Source organism: Trueperella abortisuis (assembly GCF_030811095.1).
Taxonomy (GTDB): domain Bacteria; phylum Actinomycetota; class Actinomycetes; order Actinomycetales; family Actinomycetaceae; genus Trueperella; species Trueperella abortisuis.
Genome location: NZ_JAUSQL010000001.1, coordinates 299,527 through 317,337 on the forward strand (window position 1 = coordinate 299,527; position 17,811 = coordinate 317,337).

Consider the following 17,811-nt stretch of genomic DNA (forward strand, 5'->3'; position numbering starts at 1 on the left):
AAGCCGGATCGGCGAGGAGGCCGTGGCCAGGAAACGCTGGCCACACCAATACGGGTGCGGCGGTTCGCCGCCGCACCCCGAGGGAGGACATGTGGATATCCAGGTAGGGGCTAAGACATTCCGGGTCAGCGGCGCGCCAGCCGTGGCGCGTGGCGAACGGGTGTGGATCGCCTCCGGGCGCGAGATGACCATCGAACACCCGTGGGGTGCCACAGAGTTCTACCGTCACGGCTGGAACTCGTGGTCCTCGACCCGCTGGTGGCGACTGGACAAGAGGCCGTGGCGCGTGTGGAACAACGCCAACCGGACCCTGACGGCCGAGGACGCCGCCACCGACACCCCGGACGCCCACACCTCCTCCATGCTCACCGCACTCACCGGCCCGGATGGGCACACCTTCCTCGTCGGCGCCCTGCGCGGGTGCGCCCCGACGCTGACCATCGACGAGGCGGCGATCGTGGCGAGCGCGGAATCGGAGGCCGAGTGGTTCATCGGGGTGGGGACCGAGCTGGAGGTCTTCGAGCAGTACGCTACGGCGCTCGCGAGCGCCCGCGAGCTGACCCCGCTTCCGCGCGCGGCTGGCACGGTCGGCCCCGTGTGGTCATCGTGGTATTCGTGGTTCGAAGAGATCACGGCCGAGATTATCGCGGCAGAAATCCTCCCCGCCCGCGAACTCGGCTACGCCACGATCCAGATCGACGACGGCTGGGAACGCCGCGTGGGCGACTGGCGCCCGAACGAGAAGTTCCCAGCCGGCGTCGTGGACCTCGCGGATCGCATTCACGACGCCGGGCTCAAGGCCGGCCTGTGGGTGGCCCCCTTTATCTCCCTGGCCGCCACCCCCGTGCTCGATCGCCATCCGGAGCTGTTCCTCCGGGCGGGCGGGGAGCTCATGCCGGTCGGGTACAACTGGTCAGAGCACTACTTCGGACTCGACCTCTCTCGCGCCGACGCCCGCGACTGGCTTGCCGAGACGATGGCGGAGATCGCCGGCTGGGGCATCGACGTCTTTAAGCTCGATTTCATCTACGCCGGCGCGCTACAGGCCGAACGCGCCGGGGCGATGAGCCGGGAGGAGGCCTACCGGGCGGGTTTGCAGACGATTCGCGACGCCGTCGGGCCCGAGACCTACCTGATCGGCTCGGGTGCCGTCCTCAATGCCTCGTTCGGCCTGCTCAACGGCGTGCGCGTGGGACCGGACACCGCGCCATACTGGGATAACACCGAGCGGGTGGGGGACCCGACCGGCCCGTCGGTGCTCAACGCGCTGCGCACCTCCCTCTCGCGCGCCTGGCTGCGCACCCTCATCGACATCGACCCCGACGTGGCCTACTTCCGCACCCGCGGTTCCCTGCTGTCGCCGGAAGTCAACGAGCTCACCGCCGACGCGGCCCTCGCCTGCGGGTTCGCCCAGTGCTCCGACCCGGCATCCTGGCTGACGGACGAGGAGCGGGAGAAGGTGGCGGCCTGGACGCGGGCGGCGCGCACGGCGTCGTCGAAACAGATTGGGCGCTACGCATACGCGATTGATGGGCGCCAGGTAGACTTCGACGCCTGGCTCAACCCCTCCGGGCGCGTCTCGGACCGACTGATTGTGAAGTGAGGACAATGAGGACGCCGACCCCGGCCGCGCTGATCGCGGCGACGGTACTGGCACTGGCCTCGGTTGTGGCGCCGGCGCAGGCGGACGGCGAGGCGGAATCGGGCGCGCCGGCCCACCCGGCGAGCATCATTGACCCGGACACGCCGCAGCGGGAGGGGATGGTGCTCACGGCGTCGGCGGAATTCAACGACGGCGTCAACGGGGCGCTCTTCACCGACCGCTACCTTCCGCACTGGTCGCTCTCGGACGGGACCCGCGCCCGATACGAGGTGAGCGACGGGACGCTCAAACTGCGCATCGACGCCGACCAGGAGCCGTGGGACCCCGACCACGACGGCTCGACCCGGGTCTCCTCCCTGCAGACCTACCAGCGCGATTACCTGCACAGGTGGACCAAGTACGCGGGCATCGCCCAGAAGACGACGCCGTTCCGCGGCCACCTGCAAAAGTACGGGTACTTCGAGGTGCGGGCGAAGGTCGCCGCCGGCGGCGGGCTCCACAGCGCGTGGTGGATGACCGGGGCTAACCAGGACCTGCCCGACGGGGATGGCAGCAGCTCGCATCAAAGCGGCGAGGTCGATATCTTCGAAGTGCTCGGCCGGCGCGGGGCCACCCAGGCTCAGACGGCCATCCACCCGTGGGGCGACCTCTGGCGGCTGTGGCCGTGGACGGCCCGGATCACGAATGGCGACGTCGACCTCTCGAAGGACTTCCACACCTACGGCTTCGAGTGGACGGCGTCGGGAATGAAGGTCTACGTCGACGGCGAGCTCGGGTTCTCGACGCCGCTGTCCCCGTCCTACCCCATGCTGACCTACCTGGGGGTGTACGAAAAGCGTGAACCGAAGGCCTGGACCGGGCCGTTCGATCCAGGCGTGCCCTACCCGAAGGTATTCGAGGTCGACTACTTCCGCGCCTACCAGTTCGACAAGGGCGATTTCCCGCACGCATACACGGTTGGCGACGGCATCCTTCAGGGCCAGACGAGGGTGAGCCACGGGGTGACAAGGTGGGTCGGCGGAGCTGGCAACGCGGCGACCGTGAACGTCTACGCGGCCCGGCCGGGCTTCTATGACCTTGAGCTTGGCTACCGCTCCGGCGAGCCGCGCGGGCTGACGGTCGCGGTCAACGACACCCAGACCCTGCACTTTGACGGGCTGTCAAGCGGATCGTTCGTCGGCAAGTTTGACACGCTCAGGTTCGCGGCCGAGCTCGAGGAGGGGTGGAACTCAATCCGCTTGTCCAACCCTCGTGGGGTGGCGCCGGACCTGGGGGTGCTACGCGTCTTGGGGCAGGACACGGGCGGCGCCGACGCTTGGTAGCGTTGAGCCATGAAAGCATTACACGCGGATATCACCACACTGGACGTGGATGCGATCGTCAATGCCGCCAACTCCACGCTCCTCGGCGGGGGCGGCGTCGATGGCGCGATCCACCGCGCCGCCGGGCCCGGCCTGCTTGCCGCCTGCAAGGACGTGCGTCGTGAGCGGTATCCCGGCGGCCTGCCGGTGGGCGAAGCCGTCATGACGCCGGGCTTCAACCTCCCCGCCCGCTACGTCATTCACACGGTCGGCCCGAACCGGCACCGCGGCGAGACGGACCCCAAGCTGCTCGCGCGAGCATTCCGATCCTGCGCCGAGCTGGCCACCCGCGAGGAGCTGACCCGGATCGCCTACCCCGCCATTTCTGCCGGGATCTACGGCTGGGACATGGGGCAGGTGGCGAGGATCGCCGTGGCTGAGCTGTCCAATTTCCCGAGCCTGGACGTGACCTTCGCGCTTTTTAGCGAGGAAGCGCGGCAGACGTGGGAGCGCGCGATCGACGTCGGGACGCGCAATTGACGTCGGGGCGCGCCACCTGCGAGATTGAGTCGTGGCCGCCTATGTCCGACTCACCGTGCGCACATCCGGGACCAAGAGCGGGATGAGGTGCGCCGCCACCAGTGCGAATCCGCAAAAGAGAGCCACCTGAGTGGCGCCGAAGGCGAGTGCCGCCGGGCCGACCAAGAGCTGTGAGAGCGGCACGGTGGCGAAGGACAACGCATCGTCAAACGAGGACACTCGGGAAAGCTCGCCTCGCGGCACCTGGGTCTGCAGGGTCGAATCGTAGGTGATGGCAGCGGCCGTCGCGGCGAAAGCCGACACGAAAACGACGCCGATCAGCACCGCGATCGAATCCGACAGGCCGAGCGCGATGAGCGGCAACCCCGTCAGAGATCCCAGGATGAGTCCGGTAGGCAGCGGGTTGCGAAAACGAAGCCGCATGAGCGCGACGCTCGCCACCACCAGTCCCGCCGCGCGCACGGACAGCACCACGCCCCACCATGCCTCCGAGTGAGACCGGCCGATGATCGTCGGCCCGAGGATCTGCCACGGCCCGATCAGCAGCAGGTTGATGATGGCGTAGGACAGTGCCAGCGTCCACACCCACCGCAGCCTGGAGAAGGCCTGCCAGCCCTCGCGCAGGTCGGCCCACATGCGCGCAGGCCGCGGTTGGCTCAGCCGTGGTAGGCGCGCAAACAGAATCGCGGCGAAAAGGGAGGTGACGGCGTCGGCGAGGAGGGCCCAACCCCCGCCGACGAACGTGACGAGTACGCCGGCGAGCGTGGGCCCAAGAATCCGGGTGGCGTTCTTCGAGGTGGCCAGTGCGGCGTTGGCCCGCTGGATGTCCCCCGGCGCCACCAGGTCAGGGACGATGCCCCGCAGTGCCGGGCCGGAGAACGCGGCGAGGATGCCGCTCGCCGCCGACAGGGCGGCCATGGCGCCGAGGCTGAACGCGTCCGAGAAAAGCAGCCCCGCCATCGCTGCCTGCGTGGCGGCGCTCGCCGCGGCGGTGGCGGTGAGGATTCGCGAGCGCGGGAACGTGTCGGCGAGAACGCCGCCGGCCAGCATAAAGACGAGCATGGGTAGCACGTTCGCGGCGAGCACCACGCCGGTTGCCGAGGCCGACTTCGTCTCCTCGAGTGCCACGAGCGTGAGTACGACGGGGGTCAACGCCGTGCCGAGGAGATCGACCGTGCGCGCAGCGAGGAAGGTGGCGAAGACGCGGTTGGTGAAAGCCATGGCTAGCCGACGTCGTGAAGCGTGAGCGCCACGCGCGTGGCGCCGCTGGTGAGGCTCGCCCCGGCGAACGTGGCCGTGGCGTTAGCGGGCTGCGACTTCAACTTTGGGCTCCTCGACCTCGACGCGCATACGCACCGGTTCAACCCGCGGGGAGAGGTTCCGCTTCATGGCGTGGACCGCGAGCGTGAGAATAAGGCAGGCGCCAATCCACGCCAGCGGTTGACACACGACGATCCCGACGTAGCCGTAAATCGGCGCGATGAAGAGCGCGGTGGCCACGCGGGCACCCATCTCGATGAAACCCGCGAGCGTGGGGATCAACGCGTTACCCAGCGACTGCAGGGAGTAACGGTTGACGAACAGGACGGTGAGGAAGGGGTAGAACGGGACCGTCACCCACAGGTAGAGCGAGCCGAGGCGAAGGATCTCGTCGGTCGCGCCCGAGCCGAAGAAGGCGCCGATCAACTCGTGTTGGAAGACGAGGATGAGGGTGCCGATGACGGCGGCGTAGGTCAGCGACATGTAGATCGCCTGGCGGATGCCCACCCACATGCGTTCCATCTTGCCCGCGCCGTAGTTCTGCGCCACGAAGACGCCGGCCGCGATGCCGAAGGAGACGAAGGGGAACATGGCCAACTGCTCGATGCGCTGGGCCACGGTGTAGGCGGCGATGGCGGCGGCGCCGTGGCCGTTGAGGGCGATCTGGATGACGATGAGGCCGAGGGCGATGACGGAGGTCTGGAATCCCATCGGGATGCCGAGGCGGAGCTGCTCGAACGCCTCCACCTTGACGATGCGGAAGTCGGAACGGCCGATGCGCAGGACCGGGATGCGGACCTGGATGTAGACGACGCACGCCACCACCGACAGCGCCTGGGCGATCACAGTGGCGAGCGCCGCGCCCTCCACGCCTGTGCCGAGGTAGAGGATGAAGACGAGGTCGAGCCCGATGTTAAGCGCCGCGGCAAGGATAAGGAAGATCAGCGGCGTGATCGAATCGCCGATGGCGCGGATCGCGTTGGCCAGCAGGTTGTAAAAGACCGTGAAGATCGAGCCCGCGAAGAGGACCTGCAGGAAGTAGGTGGCCTCCGGGAGAATATGCGCCGGGGTGTTCATGAGGCGCAGGATGTCACCCGAGAAGACCACCGACGGCACGGTGATGGCGAGCGCGAGCACAGCCGACAGGATGATGGAGGTGCCGAAGTTCCGCCGCAGGGCCGGCAGGTCCTGGGCGCCGAAGTGACGCGACATCGGGATCGTCATGCCGACCGTGGCCGACTGGGCGAAGCCCATGATGAGGAAGAAGAGGGTGCCGACCGCGCCGACGGCCGCCACGGCGTCAGCGCCGAGTGTGCGCCCGACGATGAACGTGTCCGAAATGTTGTACAGCTGCTGGAAGAGGTTCCCCACGAGAAGGGGAAGCATGAAAAGAAGGATCAGTTTTCCTTCATGGCCGTGCGTGAGTTCTTTTGCCATTCTGCTCTTTCCCGGCACATATTCGATCGTCTCTAAAGCCGCTAAGGAGCGTACCAGGTAGAGCGCCGCCAAATGAGGTCGCGGCCATGTGAGATATGCGGCAGGTTGGCGGGTGGCGCGCCGTGGGCGAGGCGCGGGCGCGGGCGCGGGCCAAAACGGTAGGGCGGGCCAAAACGGTGGGGTGGGCGAAAGCGGTGGAGCGGGCGTCGTCGGAAAACCAACGACGCCCGCCCCCAGGCCAGCGCGACGAACGCGGTTGCGCGCTAGGCCATCTTCTCCAGCGGCGCGCGCACGCCGTGGTCGCGGATGACCTCGAAGGCGGCGAGGTAATCGCGACGGAAGGCCGGGTCCTTGGCGAGTTCGCCGAAGATCGGCTGAACGTTGAGGAAGGCCCCTCCTCTCCGCCTGCCTGCGCCGCGATCGGGAGCTTCATCTCCTCCCACGCCTTGTCGCTGATCTGGATCTCCTTGCCATCCTCGGCCTTGCCCTCCAGCGAGATTGCCCACGCCGCGCCGGTTTTCCCGCAACCCGGCCGCTCGTTGCCCTCTTCCGCACTCACATTGGTCACATGTGTCTCACGGGCCACTTCTGCCCCACGGCCATGCGGATCGGCGTTGCTAACTAGTGATCCTGAGCGCTAAACTGCCGGTTTTCGCGACGGAATCTCAAAAACTCACGACTTGGCCACACGTCCGAGGCGGGAAGAGCTACTGAATCCCGCCGGGCGACCCGTGACTGGGCGCCCTGCGGGTGCTGTTCCAAGCAAAACGCCCGCGCGGGCATGTGACCGCGAGTACACTGAGATCATGTCCCATACCGATTCCCTCTCCACGAAGCTACCCAAACTAGACTCGCACGCCTACGACAAGGAGCTACGGCGTCTTCAAGCGGAGCTCGTCGAAATGCAACAGTGGGTCATTGCCACCGGCGAGCGTCTCGTCATCCTCTTCGAGGGGCGCGATGCGGCGGGCAAGGGGTCGGCGATCAAACGCGTCACCCAGTATCTAAACCCGCGCCACGCACGCGTCGTCGCGCTCCCCAAACCCACCGAACGCGAATCCACGCAGTGGTACTTCCAACGTTACGTGGCGCACCTGCCCGCGGCAGGAGAGATCGTCATCTTCGACCGCTCGTGGTACAACCGCGCCGGCGTCGAGCGCGTCATGGGTTTCGCCTCTCCGGAGGAATACCACCGCTTCCTGCGCCAGGCCCCCGAGTTTGAGCGGATGCTGGTCGACGACGGGATCCGAATCCTCAAGTACTGGTTCTCGGTGTCAGCCGAGGAACAGGAGGCGCGATTCCGCTCGCGGTCCTCGGACCCGATGCGGCGCTGGAAGCTGTCGCCGATCGACGTCGAGTCAATCAACCGCTGGGAAGAATACTCGCAGGCCAAGGATGCCATGTTTGCCGCAACGGACACGCCGTGGGCGCGCTGGCGCACGGTCGAGTCGGAGGACAAGAAGCGTTCGCGCATTAACGTCATCGCCGACATCCTCCGCGAGATCCCCTGGCAGCGCATCGAGCCGGAGAAGGTGGAGGTACCAAAACGGCCGGTGCTCGACGAGCAGGATTCACACCAGCGGCTGGACCGGACGAAGTACATCTACGTCGACGACGTCGCCGCGAAGCTCGAGAAGCGACGCGTGAAGGCGGCGGAGGAAAAGCGCAAGGCCAAAAAGAAAGCGCGTAAGGCTGCGAAGAAGGCGCGCAACGTGGAGATGGTGGATATGGTGGATGACGAACGCGGCGGCTCGGGCGAGGACTAGGGCGGCGTCGTCGTTGGAAGAAAAAGGACTCCCCACGCACCCGCCAGAGCTCAAGTACCCTTGCTGCATTCCTGCCCTGGGGGAGTTCCTCAAGATGGCGCCACGTGGGGAGCCGCAACCGATACTACCATGAGTTCGCGGGAGGCGGCGCCGCGCGGGTGAGACTAACTGCACCCACGCCCGTCGGCATGCAATTTCCCAAAGCCCACCATGTTTCGTAAACTAAATAGGCAGATTCACTGAATCCGAGGAGGATTCGCCTAGTGGCCTATGGCGCTCGCTTGGAAAGCGGGTTGGGTTAACGCCCTCGGGGGTTCGAATCCCCCATCCTCCGCAGATTGCCCCTTCCGGAAGCCCCGGGAGGGGCTTTTTCGTTGTGTTTTCGCGGTTTTGGCCTATAAGCCTCAGAACACACCAGAAAACACCGCCGGGCACTACCCTAAGGGGTACAAACCGGGGTACAAACCGAAACGCAAAGGGGTACAACAAAATGCGTGAATTCTTGGGTTAATAGACAAAAAATGTGTCTTATCCGGGCGTGTCGTTAGTGTCCTGCCCAGCCTTGGTGGATGGTCAGGCCGTCGTCCCAGGGGGCTTGGGTGTTGATGGCGTTGTCGATGTAGGCTGGCCCGTCGGGCTCAGGTTCGGGTTTGGGCTTGGTGGTGGCGGGGGTGTTGTTGATGAACGTGGCCAGGGGTTGGGGGTCGATGGAGCGGGTGTAGAGGAAGTAGTCCAGGGCGGTCTTCATGTGCTCTTCGGATAGGCCGCGGTGGGCTCGTAGGTAGGTCTTCAGCACGGCGTTCGTCCCGCCTTCTAAGGAGTTCGTGGTTGAGGCCAGGGGGCTTGTCGCGCCTGTGGTGGGGTCGAGGTAGGTAAAGAGCACCCCGGCCTTGACGTAGCCGTCTAAGGCTCTGACCAGGCGCCTGGTGGCGTGGTGGGTATACCACCAGGACTTGTTGTTTTGGGCAAAGCGCGGGATCTGTGAGGGGGCGACAGTGGCCTTGTAGGTGCGTTCGGCCAGCCAGGTGTCGTAGAGGGTGTGGAAGGCTGCGAGGCCTTTTTGCCAGGCGATGGCTTGGTCGGCGGTGGTGATCTTGGTCAGGTCCAAGGCCAGTTTGTATAGGGCCTTGTGCTGGTCGGTCTTGGGGCGGGTGGTGGTCAGGGTGCGGATGTTGCGCTGGATGTGGACTAGGCACCGTTGCAGGCGGCTGGTAGGCCAGCAGGCCTTGATCGCGGCCAGGGCCCCGCGGTCCCCGTCGGTGGTGCCACGGCCGGAGCAGGGATACGCGACAGTAAGGCCGTGTAGGCGGCTTTGGATTCTTTGGCGCATAGCTGGTAGGCGATAACACCGTCAGTGGTAGCCGCCACCAAGACGCACCAGCCGTGAGCGATGTAGGTCCCGTCGATGAAGATCTGGTCATGAACCTCTCCGGTGATGTCCCAGATCGGGCGGGTATCCCAACACCAAGCGTGATCGCGATCCCACGTCCGAGTAGAGCCGGTTAGGCGACGTTTGGGTTCAGTGTCGGTAATGAATTCAACGAATTCGCGGAACTGTTTTTCGCGTTGCTGGCGCCGATGAGTGCTGGTGAAGCTGTGGCCACAAGCCGGGCATCTCCAGCGCTGCCGGCCAGCACTCGTTGAGCCGTTCTTCTTCGTGGCGGTCTGACAAATCGGGCAGCGGCGGGCGTGCGGGTTTGGTCTTCTCACCCCATGCACGTAACCGGGCAGATGTCAACGAAGCAACCACTTTCAGCGTCTCAACCTTAAGAACCCTGACTTTCCCTTATTACACCAACGAAAAACTCGATCATAAAACACATTTTTTGTCTATTGACCCGAATTCTTCGGCTCAATCGTCCCCCGCAATGGCCGCCACCACGGCCGCTACCGACACCAAGGAAAGGAATATTACACACCCACCAGACGCACCAAGACCGAAGTCAGAAACGACCTCACCAAAATCCATGCCGCCGTCCTCGACGGCACCTGGCGACCCCCACACAGCCGGCGCACCCCACCCACACGTACACTTCGACAATGGCACGACCAATGGATGCGCGACCTTGAACTCGCCGGATACTCACCCAACACGCTACGTTCCTACAAGACGCACTGGCACGCCCACGTCCTGCCGAAGCTGGGGGAGTCCACGGATATGGCCATGCTGACCACGGGGATGATCGAGGACTTCCTACGCCAGGTCCAGGCTGACACCTCGCTGCGCACCGCCGGGAACGTGGCACGCTCCCTGTCGGCAGGTTTGAACGCGGCACATGACAAGGGCCAGCTCGAGGTCGTGCCCGCGTTCCCGAAAGGCTGGAGGAGGCGCCCCACCGCCCGCCGCACAGCCACTATCACCTACACGGCCGACCAGTTGGATGCGCTCATCGCTGCGGCTCAGGAGCGGTACCGGGCAGCGATTGTGCTTGGATCGTATGCTTTCCTGCGTTCGGGTGAGGTCACAGCCCTGCGCCGTAACGACATCACCGACGCCGGTGTGCGTGTGGATGAGGCGACCAAGACAGAGCCGGGTGGGCGCACTGTCATCGCGCCACCCAAAAGCGTGGCAGGGTACCGTACCGTCCCTATCGCCGCGCGTTACCAGCGCATCATCGCAGAGCATCTTGAGCGCTTTGTGCCACCGGCACCTGCCTCGTTGCTCTGGGCGACGCGCGATGGTGGCCCGGTGCGCTCCCGTGTCCTCCTCACGGCTCTGCATGCGGCCTGTGAGGCTGCTGGCCTACCGAAAGGCCGGTTTCACGATCTGCGTCACTCTGGGCTTACCTTGTATGGGCAGGCGTGCGCCACACTCGCGGAGTTGATGGCGGCGGCTCGGCATCCGGATGTGGATGCGGCGATGATTTATCAGCATGCTGGGCAGGCGCGGGCGATCGAATTGGTGGAGCGGATGGGCGGCTAGGGCTGGAGATCGGTTCGGGCGCCACGTCCGGGCCGGTTTACCTGCCAGTTGTCGATGGTTTCCGGTAGCCAACCAAAAGTGCAGCCTTTGCCTTGGCCGAGTTGGGCGTCGGGTTCAGGGAGTCGGCCGTCGGCTTGGTAGGTGCGGATTGTTTGGTAGGAGATACCGATTCGTTCGGCGAAGCCGCGCAAGGTGAGGTAGATGGTGGTCATCGGGTTTTCCTCCTTGTGATGCCGTAGGCGGTGGCGAGGATTGATAGAGCCCATAGGGTGGCGGTGACTAGATTTATTCCTATGGCGTAGGTGCCTATGGTCAGGATTGCCCAGGTGGGGGCGGAGGCGCGGAGCGTTTTACGGGTTTGGTCTTCCATGGAGGTGTTCCTCGTGGTAGTTTGAAGGGGAGACGAGGGCTGAGAGCCTCGTGGTGGCTCCCAGCCCCTCCCTCACCGCACTAGTCGCGGGTGATCGTTACGATCTGCAGGCAGATCGAGATGATCATGAGGGAGATCATAATGCTGTCTGCCAGCGTCATGATTGTCTCCTTCCTGTTGGGGGTATTTCCTCCAACAACACTAACTATACCCGCACCCCACACCAATATCATGGGTTGCGGGTATAGTTGTCTGTGTGTCACACCTCAAGCCCTCCCGATAAGCCACCACCCACACCGGCACACCAAGCTCCTCAGCGATCGCCGCAACATCACACCCATAGAGGTGCTCAGCGAGGATGTACTCGGCGGGTGAGACTAGTAGACGGGCGGCCCGCCGATCCACGCGGGCCTCTATGTGCGCCTCCTGCGGCCCATCATGACCCAGGGTGGCATGAACATACTCATGAGCCACCTCCACCGGCTGGCGGTCCACCGCCCTCGACGGGCCGCCCCTGCGGTGGCTCACCGTACGCGCCGACTGGGGGTCAAGAAACGGCCCCGAATGGTCCGAACACGTCGAACGGCTCGAGACCATACACCGCCGCTGGCAGACCGCCTGCGAACCACCCAGCGAGATATCGGGGCACTTGTGTCCGGCTTGCGGCAGGGCGAACCTGAACTGGGCGCACAAGAACCAGCTCTACCGCTGCCCCGCCTGCGACTACGCCGGCACTCTCGAGCACGTAGCTAATCTACGCGCCTACGTCATCGCTCATGGTGACGTGTGGGTCAGTCGTGACATGGCTTGCGCCCTGTTTGGGCTGACTCGGGAAGGGCTGAAGAAGCATATTCAGCGTGGAAATCTTCACCCGCGTGAGGGGTTGTTTTCGACTGTGGCGTTGCGTGGCTTGCCAAGGCGCACCTAGGCGCCACATTTTGCGAGGGAGGCCACAAGCAACTGGCAAAATCAGATTGAGAAAGTCTTGTCTATCTACTATTCTTTTTGAAAGATGCTCTGGCCGTTGACGCTCCACTTATAGGGATGCCGCCGATGACCAGAGCCTTTTCACTAGGAGAAGCAATGAAACCTACCTCGTCGAAACGCACATCTTCATCGAGTCCAGAAATCTCACGCCGCCCGATCGTAACCGCCATCCTCGTCGATGGAGGCTTTTACAGAAAACGTGCGTACTCCCTGTTTGGTGACAAAAGTCCTGAAGAACGTGCCGAAGAGCTCCTAGAGTACTGCCGTAGACACATCCGGAAATCTCGTTCTAGTCTATACCGGATCTATTACTACGACTGCCCGCCATCAGAAAAAGTTCTCTATCACCCTTTGTTGAAAGAGCAGATAAATCTGGCAAAAAGCGATCAATACCGCTGGACCCAGCAATTTTTCAGGGAGCTCTTGAAAAAGAGAAAGGTCGCGCTCCGCCGCGGCGAGGAGCTCGAAACGCAGCGCGGATACAGCCTCAAACCAGAACCCATGAAGAAGCTCCTGGCCAAAAAGATTACGATCGACGACCTCACTGAAAAGGACTTCAGCCTAGACATCAAGCAAAAGGGTGTCGATATGCGTCTCGGGCTCGACATTTCCACGCTCGCAGAGCGCAGTCTCGTTAATCAGATTGTGATGATTGCCGGGGACTCGGACTTCGTCCCGGCCGCGAAACATGCAAGGCGATCGGGGATAGATTTCATTCTCGACCCAATGTGGTCGCCAATTACAGATTCCTTGAGTGAGCATATTGACGGCATTCGAGAATGCGTGACTGCCCCGCCTGACAATATGAATGATCCAATGCACATCACCAATATGAACCAATCGTCCAACTATCGCTCTGTGCAGGCAGATACCGACGACGAAGAGCTTTAATTCGCCAATGCCTGCCATGTGCAACAATCGGCTAGCCTTAGCGTTCGAGGTCGGTTCTGTGGCCTTGGCCTACCCGGTTGGCCATCCAGTAGTCCACTGTCTCGGGCAGCCATCCGTGCGTGCCGCCGCGCCCTGGCCCGCCGATGATCGCGTCCGGTTCTGGCAGGCGGCCTTGATGGCGATAGGACACAAGGGTAGAGCGGCTCAAACCGGCGCGTTTCGCGAAACCGTTGAGCGATAAGTAATGGGCGGTCATTGATCTTCCTTTCCGCGATGGCGCACAATGTTGATGCTGAATGCGATTGCGCAGATGAGTGCCGCAAGGCCGGTGAGGAATACCCCGATCTGTGCGAGCACCCCGTTGGCATGAAAGATTCTGGGGATGAGGAGGATTGCGATGAGTGCGATCCATAGGGTTCGTTCCATGGTGGGCGTGCTAGATGGTAGTATGTAGGGGAAGCAACCCTACGGTGTGGGGCGCTTCCTAGAAGAACTAGCGTTTATTCTTCTTCCTCTTGGTGGGCTTGAGCACTTCGACCAGTTTGGCGATTGATCCGATGAGTGCGGCAAGCCCGCCGAGGAAGATTCCTACATCTTCTAGCATGTTCACCTCCTTTCTTCATGTCTATAACTTTACCAACACACCCGCCAAATGTCAATTAATTTGGTAAAGTTGTGCGAGGGGATCGCATCGACCCACGCATGAGCCCCTTCGGAATACCCCCCAGCAAGACCCTCACCAACCCCGCTCGTGTGGTATAGTCCTCCTTGTAGGGCGTCCAGTGCGCCCATTTTCCATACCACGACACCCGACCACGGTGGTGAAGCAATGGCTTGGACAACCTCAACCCGCAACAAGCGAGGGTTAATAGACAAAATATGTGTCTTATCCGGGCGTGTCGTTACGGGTGGATCCGGCCTTCTTGGATGTTGAGGCCGTCTTTCCAGCCAAGGGGCCGGCCAGGTTTTCCACGGTGGTCGCATGGGGAAAGATTTGTCGGAGGGTATGCGTAGACTAGGGAACGTGAGTATAGCCCTGTATCGCCGCTACCGGCCCGAGTCTTTTCAAGAAGTGATCGGCCAAGATCACGTCACCCGGCCCCTGATGGCCGCTCTTGAGGCGGGCCGGACAACGCATGCCTATCTGTTCTCCGGGCCGCGCGGCTGCGGGAAGACGACGTCGGCACGCATCCTCGCCCGCTGCCTCAACTGCGTGGAATACCCCACCGCCAAGCCGTGTGGAAAGTGTGATTCGTGTAAGGAACTGGCGAGAGACGGGTCGGGCTCGCTCGACGTCGTGGAGCTGGACGCGGCGTCGCATGGCGGCGTGGATGACGCGCGGGAGCTCCGCGAACAGGCCGGGTTCGCGCCGGTGCGGGATCGCTTTAAGATTTTCATTATCGATGAGGCCCACATGGTCACCAACCAGGGTTTCAACGCGTTGCTGAAGCTGGTGGAGGAGCCGCCCCCGCACGTGAAGTTCATCTTTGCCACCACGGAGCCGGAGAAGGTGATCGGTACGATCCGTTCGCGTACGCATCACTATCCCTTCCGCCTGGTCCCGCCGTTGGAACTCGAGAAGTATCTGGCGCTGGTGTGCGCGCGCGAGGGGGTGAGTGCGGGCAAGGATCTGCTGTCGCTGGTCGTGCGTGCGGGCACGGGTTCGGTTCGCGACACGCTCTCGGTGCTGGACCAAATCATCGGCGGTTCTGAGGGCACACGCCTTGACTACGACCGCGCGGTCGCACTGCTCGGCTACACGTCGGCGGCGCTACTCGACGACGCCGTGGACGCCATCTCTGCGCGGGATGGTGCGGCGCTATTCGGGGTTGTGGACAAGGTGGTCAAGTCTGGCCACGACCCGCGCCGCTTCGTCGAGGATATGCTCCAGCGATTGCGAGATCTGGTGATTATTGCGCTCGCTGGTGATGAGGCGAAGGACGTGTTTGTCTCGGTGCCGGAGGATCTGTATGCGCGGATGGTGGAGCAGGCCGCGGCGCTCGGGGCGGAGCGGGCTTCGCAGTGCGCGGATCTGACGAACGCCGCGCTGAGCGAGATGGCGGGCGCCACCGCGCCGCGCCTCCAGTTGGAGTTGCTGTGTGCCCGGCTGGTGATCGCCCGGGTGGGCACGCCAGCGCAGGTTGCCGACTCGGGGCCCGAGGCGCCGAGCCCCGAGGTGGCCAGCACTCTAGCGCAGTTCCGGACGACGCCGTCGGCGGCGCAGCACGCGGGCCAGCAAGTCCGTTCACAAGTTCCACAGCAGGCTGGGCGGCAGGAACAGGTCGGCCGTGATGCCGGGCAGCGGGCAGACCGGGAAGCCGGGCAGCCGCAGGCCGGAAACACAGAGCCGGGCGGGCAGGCGCCGGGGGCTCAGTGCCTGCAGGGTTCGGCCGTGCAGGGTTCGGCCCCGCAGGGCATGTCAGGGTCGGTTGAGCAGCAGCGTCGTCTGGATCAGATGGATCCGCGACGCCGGCCGATGCCCGCGATGCCGAACATCGGACAGGATGACGGCCCGCGCGCCCAGCCCGCGGCTGGCGCGCAGCAGACGGCGCAGCAGACGCACGCCGAGCCGCCGGCAGTGCAAGATCGAACGCAACAGACGCCGCGGCGCTCTCCCTACCATGCGGCAGACCAGCGCGCCTCCCAACAGCCGCACGGTGAGATGCGGGGGCAACGGCCAGCCGCGCACGATCACAAGCAGCCGGCCCCGGAACAGGAAGCCCAGGCTCAGTCGGCGGCGTCCGTGGGGCAGGTAGGCGGCGACCCGCTTACACAAATCGTTGCTCAATGGCCCGCGATCGTGGCCGACCAGAGCTTGTCCCGCATTGCGAACGCACAGTTGAGCGCCGCGAGCGGCCCGGTCAGGGTCGAAGGCGGGGTGCTCTACGTGGGCTTTGAACAGCCCGGCGTGGCGGCCGCGTTCATGGCGCGGGGCGCTCGTGATCTCGAGCGCATACTGGCGAAAATGCTCGGACTCACGCTCCGGGTCGAAGGAAGGGTCGGAGGTGAGCCGCCCGCCCCAAAAGCTGACGCCGCGCAGGCCGCGGCACCCCACCCGCAGGCCGCAGTCCCCGCACAGGCTGCGCAGGCACGGAAAATAGACGGCACGGCACCGACGGGGCAACCCGCCGAAGAATTCGAACCAACTCAACGGGCTCGCATCGCCCCCGTACCAGCCGGCACGGAGCCAGCCCAGCCTGAGGGAGATCCGATCCCGGCAGCCTCGGCGGAATCTGCGAAGCCCGCATCGGCACCGCCGGTGAATCCAGCCCCGGCGGAATCTCCCAAGCCCGCCCCTGCACTGCCGGTGGATCCAGTTCCGGCCGCCGGCGCTACACCGGCCAACGGTCAAGCTTCGCCCGCTAATCCAGCGTCGCCCGCTAATCCGGCACCGGCGAACGCTCCGGCTTCGGCCGGCGGCTCCGAATGGGCTGAGGAGCCGCCGATAGACGACGAACCGTACCTTGACGAACCTGATCCGGCCCACGACCCGAGCTTCTCCGCCGAACCTCCCCTACCGCCTGAGGCACCGCACGGCTCCGCCCTCATGAACGGCTCCGCCCACATGCGCGGGGCCAACCCGCTGGGCGTCAACGGCGTCGACGAGGGATCCGATCAGCGTTCCGCCAGCGACATCCTCGGCTCAGCGGCTGAGAGCTTCCCGATGCCGCCCCCGGCCGAACTGCCCGAGGCGCTTGTCTCCACCGCCGGCGCGGACACATCCGAGCACGATCCGGCAGGCGGTTTTGCGCAGTTCCCCGTCCCTCCCGTGGAAGACCCCTATACCCACACCACCCTGGGCACGTGGGCGCAGCCGTCCTCGTTCCTGCGAACTCCGGACGGCCCCGACCCGGACGACGACGACCTACCCGACGTCCCCGACGCCGAGCACACCGACCGGGTCCGCTTCCCCGGCCTCGCCCACGCCTTTGCCGGCGCCCGCAACCTTGCCGAAACCGACCAGCCTGCCCCTGAAGACGACACCGAGGGAGACCCCGACTGGGACGGCGCCTCGGCCGACGACCCGGACATCTCACAGTCAACCATGGTGGGTCTGCAGGTCCTCATCGAGCGCTTCGACGCTAAAGTGATCGAGGAACGTGAGGAGGAGTAATGGCCGGAGTTTATGACGGCGCGGTCCAGTCGCTCATCGACGAACTGGGCCGACTGCCCGGGATCGGCCCCAAGGGCGCGCAGCGGATCGCGTTCTACCTGCTCGAAGCCGACGACGCCGAGGTTGACGCCCTCGTCGACGCCCTTGAATCCGTCAAATCGAAGGTCAGGTTCTGCGAGATCTGTGGCAACGTCACCGAGGAAAAGATCTGCCGTATCTGTGCCGACCCCCGGCGCCTCGACTCCGTCATCTGCGTGGTGGAGGAAGCCAAGGACATCGTCGCCATCGAGCGTTCGCGCGAATACCGCGGCCGCTACCACGTGCTCGGCGGGGCGATCGACCCCATCGGCGGCGTCGGCCCAGAAGACCTACGCATCCGGGAGCTATACGCGAGGCTGGGCTCCGGCGTCGTGCAAGAGGTGATCCTCGCAATGGACCCGAACGTCGAGGGGGAGGCCACCGCCACGTACCTCTCCCTCAACCTGTCACACATGAACGTCATCGTGTCACGGCTCGCCTCCGGCCTGCCCGTCGGCGGCGACCTCGAATACGCTGACGAGGTCACTATTTCCCGCGCCATGGAAGGCCGTCAGAGGATTCACGTGCCCAGCACGTGAGA

16 protein-coding genes, 1 tRNA gene, 1 other RNA gene and 1 pseudogene are annotated in these 17,811 nt (G+C 64.3%); 9 read left to right on the top strand and 10 right to left on the bottom strand.

Features of this window, described 5'->3' with window-relative positions:
* Positions 1 to 91 precede the first annotated feature (91 nt).
* From J2S45_RS01195 to J2S45_RS01205, 3 genes are read left to right on the top strand one after another with little or no spacing between them, the layout of a single operon-like run.
* Entirely contained in the window at positions 92 to 1,603 is a 1,512-nt protein-coding gene (locus tag J2S45_RS01195) for a glycoside hydrolase family 36 protein (protein ID WP_307634271.1), read from the top strand.
* A 5-nt stretch (positions 1,604 to 1,608) separates the two neighbouring features.
* Positions 1,609 to 2,925 carry a family 16 glycosylhydrolase gene (locus J2S45_RS01200; RefSeq protein ID WP_307634272.1) on the top strand — a complete coding sequence of 439 codons (1,317 nt, stop codon included), beginning with the start codon at positions 1,609 to 1,611 and terminating at the stop codon, positions 2,923 to 2,925.
* 9 nt (positions 2,926 to 2,934) lie between these two features.
* Entirely contained in the window at positions 2,935 to 3,444 is a 510-nt protein-coding gene (locus J2S45_RS01205; RefSeq protein WP_307634273.1) for a macro domain-containing protein, read from the top strand.
* Positions 3,445 to 3,483: 39 nt separating this feature from the next.
* On the opposite strand, the gene J2S45_RS01210 is transcribed toward J2S45_RS01205, so the two are convergent.
* The 3 genes from J2S45_RS01210 to J2S45_RS01220 all read right to left on the bottom strand — a co-directional run bounded on the left by J2S45_RS01210 (position 3,484) and on the right by J2S45_RS01220 (position 6,584).
* Entirely contained in the window at positions 3,484 to 4,665 is a 1,182-nt protein-coding gene (locus tag J2S45_RS01210; RefSeq protein ID WP_307634274.1) for an MFS transporter, read from the bottom strand.
* An 81-nt stretch (positions 4,666 to 4,746) separates the two neighbouring features.
* Positions 4,747 to 6,141, bottom strand: a complete 1,395-nt coding sequence (locus J2S45_RS01215; RefSeq protein WP_307634275.1) for an MATE family efflux transporter — start codon at positions 6,139 to 6,141, stop codon at positions 4,747 to 4,749.
* Positions 6,142 to 6,404: 263 nt separating this feature from the next.
* Positions 6,405 to 6,584 (bottom strand): hypothetical protein, encoded by a 180-nt coding sequence (locus J2S45_RS01220; RefSeq protein WP_296929931.1) that lies wholly within the window; start codon positions 6,582 to 6,584, stop codon positions 6,405 to 6,407.
* Between the two features lie 363 nt (positions 6,585 to 6,947).
* On the opposite strand from J2S45_RS01220, the gene ppk2 reads away from it, so the two are divergent.
* A complete protein-coding gene (ppk2, locus tag J2S45_RS01225; RefSeq protein WP_307634276.1) occupies positions 6,948 to 7,907 on the top strand; it encodes a polyphosphate kinase 2 in 960 nt (319 codons plus the stop codon).
* 20 nt (positions 7,908 to 7,927) lie between these two features.
* On the opposite strand, the gene ffs is transcribed toward ppk2, so the two are convergent.
* An RNA gene (gene ffs, locus J2S45_RS01230) (signal recognition particle sRNA small type) lies at positions 7,928 to 8,024 on the bottom strand.
* A gap of 132 nt (positions 8,025 to 8,156) precedes the next feature.
* Here ffs and J2S45_RS01235 point away from each other — a divergent pair.
* Positions 8,157 to 8,241 (top strand) — tRNA-Ser (locus J2S45_RS01235).
* Positions 8,242 to 8,451: 210 nt separating this feature from the next.
* On the opposite strand, the gene J2S45_RS01240 is transcribed toward J2S45_RS01235, so the two are convergent.
* Together J2S45_RS01240 and J2S45_RS11165 are read right to left on the bottom strand one after the other, a co-directional pair.
* Positions 8,452 to 9,237 (bottom strand): transposase, encoded by a 786-nt coding sequence (locus J2S45_RS01240; protein ID WP_307634277.1) that lies wholly within the window; start codon positions 9,235 to 9,237, stop codon positions 8,452 to 8,454.
* A 263-nt stretch (positions 9,238 to 9,500) separates the two neighbouring features.
* Positions 9,501 to 9,626 (bottom strand): annotated as a pseudogene (locus tag J2S45_RS11165) (transposase-like zinc-binding domain-containing protein); the annotation flags it as partial.
* A 337-nt stretch (positions 9,627 to 9,963) separates the two neighbouring features.
* Between J2S45_RS11165 and J2S45_RS01245 the strand changes: the two are divergent.
* Positions 9,964 to 10,830, top strand: coding sequence for a tyrosine-type recombinase/integrase (locus tag J2S45_RS01245; protein ID WP_307634278.1), 867 nt, complete (start codon positions 9,964 to 9,966; stop codon positions 10,828 to 10,830).
* Here the strand turns inward: J2S45_RS01245 and J2S45_RS01250 are convergent.
* Both J2S45_RS01250 and J2S45_RS11075 read right to left on the bottom strand, forming a co-directional pair.
* Positions 10,827 to 11,042, bottom strand: coding sequence for a helix-turn-helix transcriptional regulator (locus J2S45_RS01250; RefSeq protein ID WP_270973442.1), 216 nt, complete (start codon positions 11,040 to 11,042; stop codon positions 10,827 to 10,829). The two genes, J2S45_RS01245 and J2S45_RS01250, sit on opposite strands and share 4 nt — an antisense overlap.
* 359 nt (positions 11,043 to 11,401) lie before the next feature.
* Complete coding sequence (locus J2S45_RS11075) at positions 11,402 to 11,797, bottom strand: ImmA/IrrE family metallo-endopeptidase (protein ID WP_407702446.1); 396 nt, start codon at positions 11,795 to 11,797, stop codon at positions 11,402 to 11,404.
* A gap of 486 nt (positions 11,798 to 12,283) precedes the next feature.
* Between J2S45_RS11075 and J2S45_RS01255 the strand changes: the two genes are divergently transcribed.
* Entirely contained in the window at positions 12,284 to 13,078 is a 795-nt protein-coding gene (locus J2S45_RS01255; RefSeq protein WP_307634279.1) for an NYN domain-containing protein, read from the top strand.
* A 37-nt stretch (positions 13,079 to 13,115) separates the two neighbouring features.
* Here the strand turns inward: J2S45_RS01255 and J2S45_RS01260 are convergent, their stop codons facing one another.
* Together J2S45_RS01260 and J2S45_RS01265 are read right to left on the bottom strand one after the other, a co-directional pair.
* The gene (locus J2S45_RS01260) at positions 13,116 to 13,334 is read right to left on the bottom strand and encodes a transcriptional regulator (RefSeq protein WP_307634280.1); all 219 of its coding nucleotides are present in this window, start codon (positions 13,332 to 13,334) and stop codon (positions 13,116 to 13,118) included.
* Positions 13,331 to 13,504 (bottom strand): hypothetical protein, encoded by a 174-nt coding sequence (locus J2S45_RS01265; protein ID WP_307634281.1) that lies wholly within the window; start codon positions 13,502 to 13,504, stop codon positions 13,331 to 13,333. The genes J2S45_RS01260 and J2S45_RS01265 overlap by 4 nt, the downstream gene beginning before the upstream one ends.
* 580 nt (positions 13,505 to 14,084) lie before the next feature.
* Here J2S45_RS01265 and J2S45_RS01270 point away from each other — a divergent pair.
* Positions 14,085 to 17,192, top strand: a complete 3,108-nt coding sequence (locus J2S45_RS01270) for a DNA polymerase III subunit gamma and tau (protein WP_407702447.1) — start codon at positions 14,085 to 14,087, stop codon at positions 17,190 to 17,192.
* Positions 17,192 to 17,809, top strand: coding sequence for a recombination mediator RecR (gene recR / locus J2S45_RS01275; protein WP_270976197.1), 618 nt, complete (start codon positions 17,192 to 17,194; stop codon positions 17,807 to 17,809). The genes J2S45_RS01270 and recR overlap by 1 nt, the downstream gene beginning before the upstream one ends.
* Positions 17,810 to 17,811: the final 2 nt, after the last annotated feature.

Bases quoted from the DNA above. Each gene is read 5' to 3' on its own strand.
- J2S45_RS01260 (WP_307634280.1), bottom strand. From the start codon at position 13,334: ATGACCGCCCATTACTTATCGCTCAACGGTTTCGCGAAACGCGCCGGT.
- J2S45_RS01210 (WP_307634274.1), bottom strand. From the start codon at position 4,665: ATGGCTTTCACCAACCGCGTCTTCGCCACCTTCCTCGCTGCGCGCACG.
- J2S45_RS11075 (WP_407702446.1), bottom strand. From the start codon at position 11,797: ATGGTCTCGAGCCGTTCGACGTGTTCGGACCATTCGGGGCCGTTTCTT.
- J2S45_RS01240 (WP_307634277.1), bottom strand. From the start codon at position 9,237: ATGCGCCAAAGAATCCAAAGCCGCCTACACGGCCTTACTGTCGCGTAT.
- recR (WP_270976197.1), top strand. From the start codon at position 17,192: ATGGCCGGAGTTTATGACGGCGCGGTCCAGTCGCTCATCGACGAACTG.
- J2S45_RS01205 (WP_307634273.1), top strand. From the start codon at position 2,935: ATGAAAGCATTACACGCGGATATCACCACACTGGACGTGGATGCGATC.
- J2S45_RS01255 (WP_307634279.1), top strand. From the start codon at position 12,284: ATGAAACCTACCTCGTCGAAACGCACATCTTCATCGAGTCCAGAAATC.
- J2S45_RS01265 (WP_307634281.1), bottom strand. From the start codon at position 13,504: ATGGAACGAACCCTATGGATCGCACTCATCGCAATCCTCCTCATCCCC.
- J2S45_RS01270 (WP_407702447.1), top strand. From the start codon at position 14,085: ATGCGTAGACTAGGGAACGTGAGTATAGCCCTGTATCGCCGCTACCGG.
- ppk2 (WP_307634276.1), top strand. From the start codon at position 6,948: ATGTCCCATACCGATTCCCTCTCCACGAAGCTACCCAAACTAGACTCG.
- J2S45_RS01215 (WP_307634275.1), bottom strand. From the start codon at position 6,141: ATGGCAAAAGAACTCACGCACGGCCATGAAGGAAAACTGATCCTTCTT.
- J2S45_RS01245 (WP_307634278.1), top strand. From the start codon at position 9,964: ATGCGCGACCTTGAACTCGCCGGATACTCACCCAACACGCTACGTTCC.
- J2S45_RS01200 (WP_307634272.1), top strand. From the start codon at position 1,609: ATGAGGACGCCGACCCCGGCCGCGCTGATCGCGGCGACGGTACTGGCA.
- J2S45_RS01250 (WP_270973442.1), bottom strand. From the start codon at position 11,042: ATGACCACCATCTACCTCACCTTGCGCGGCTTCGCCGAACGAATCGGT.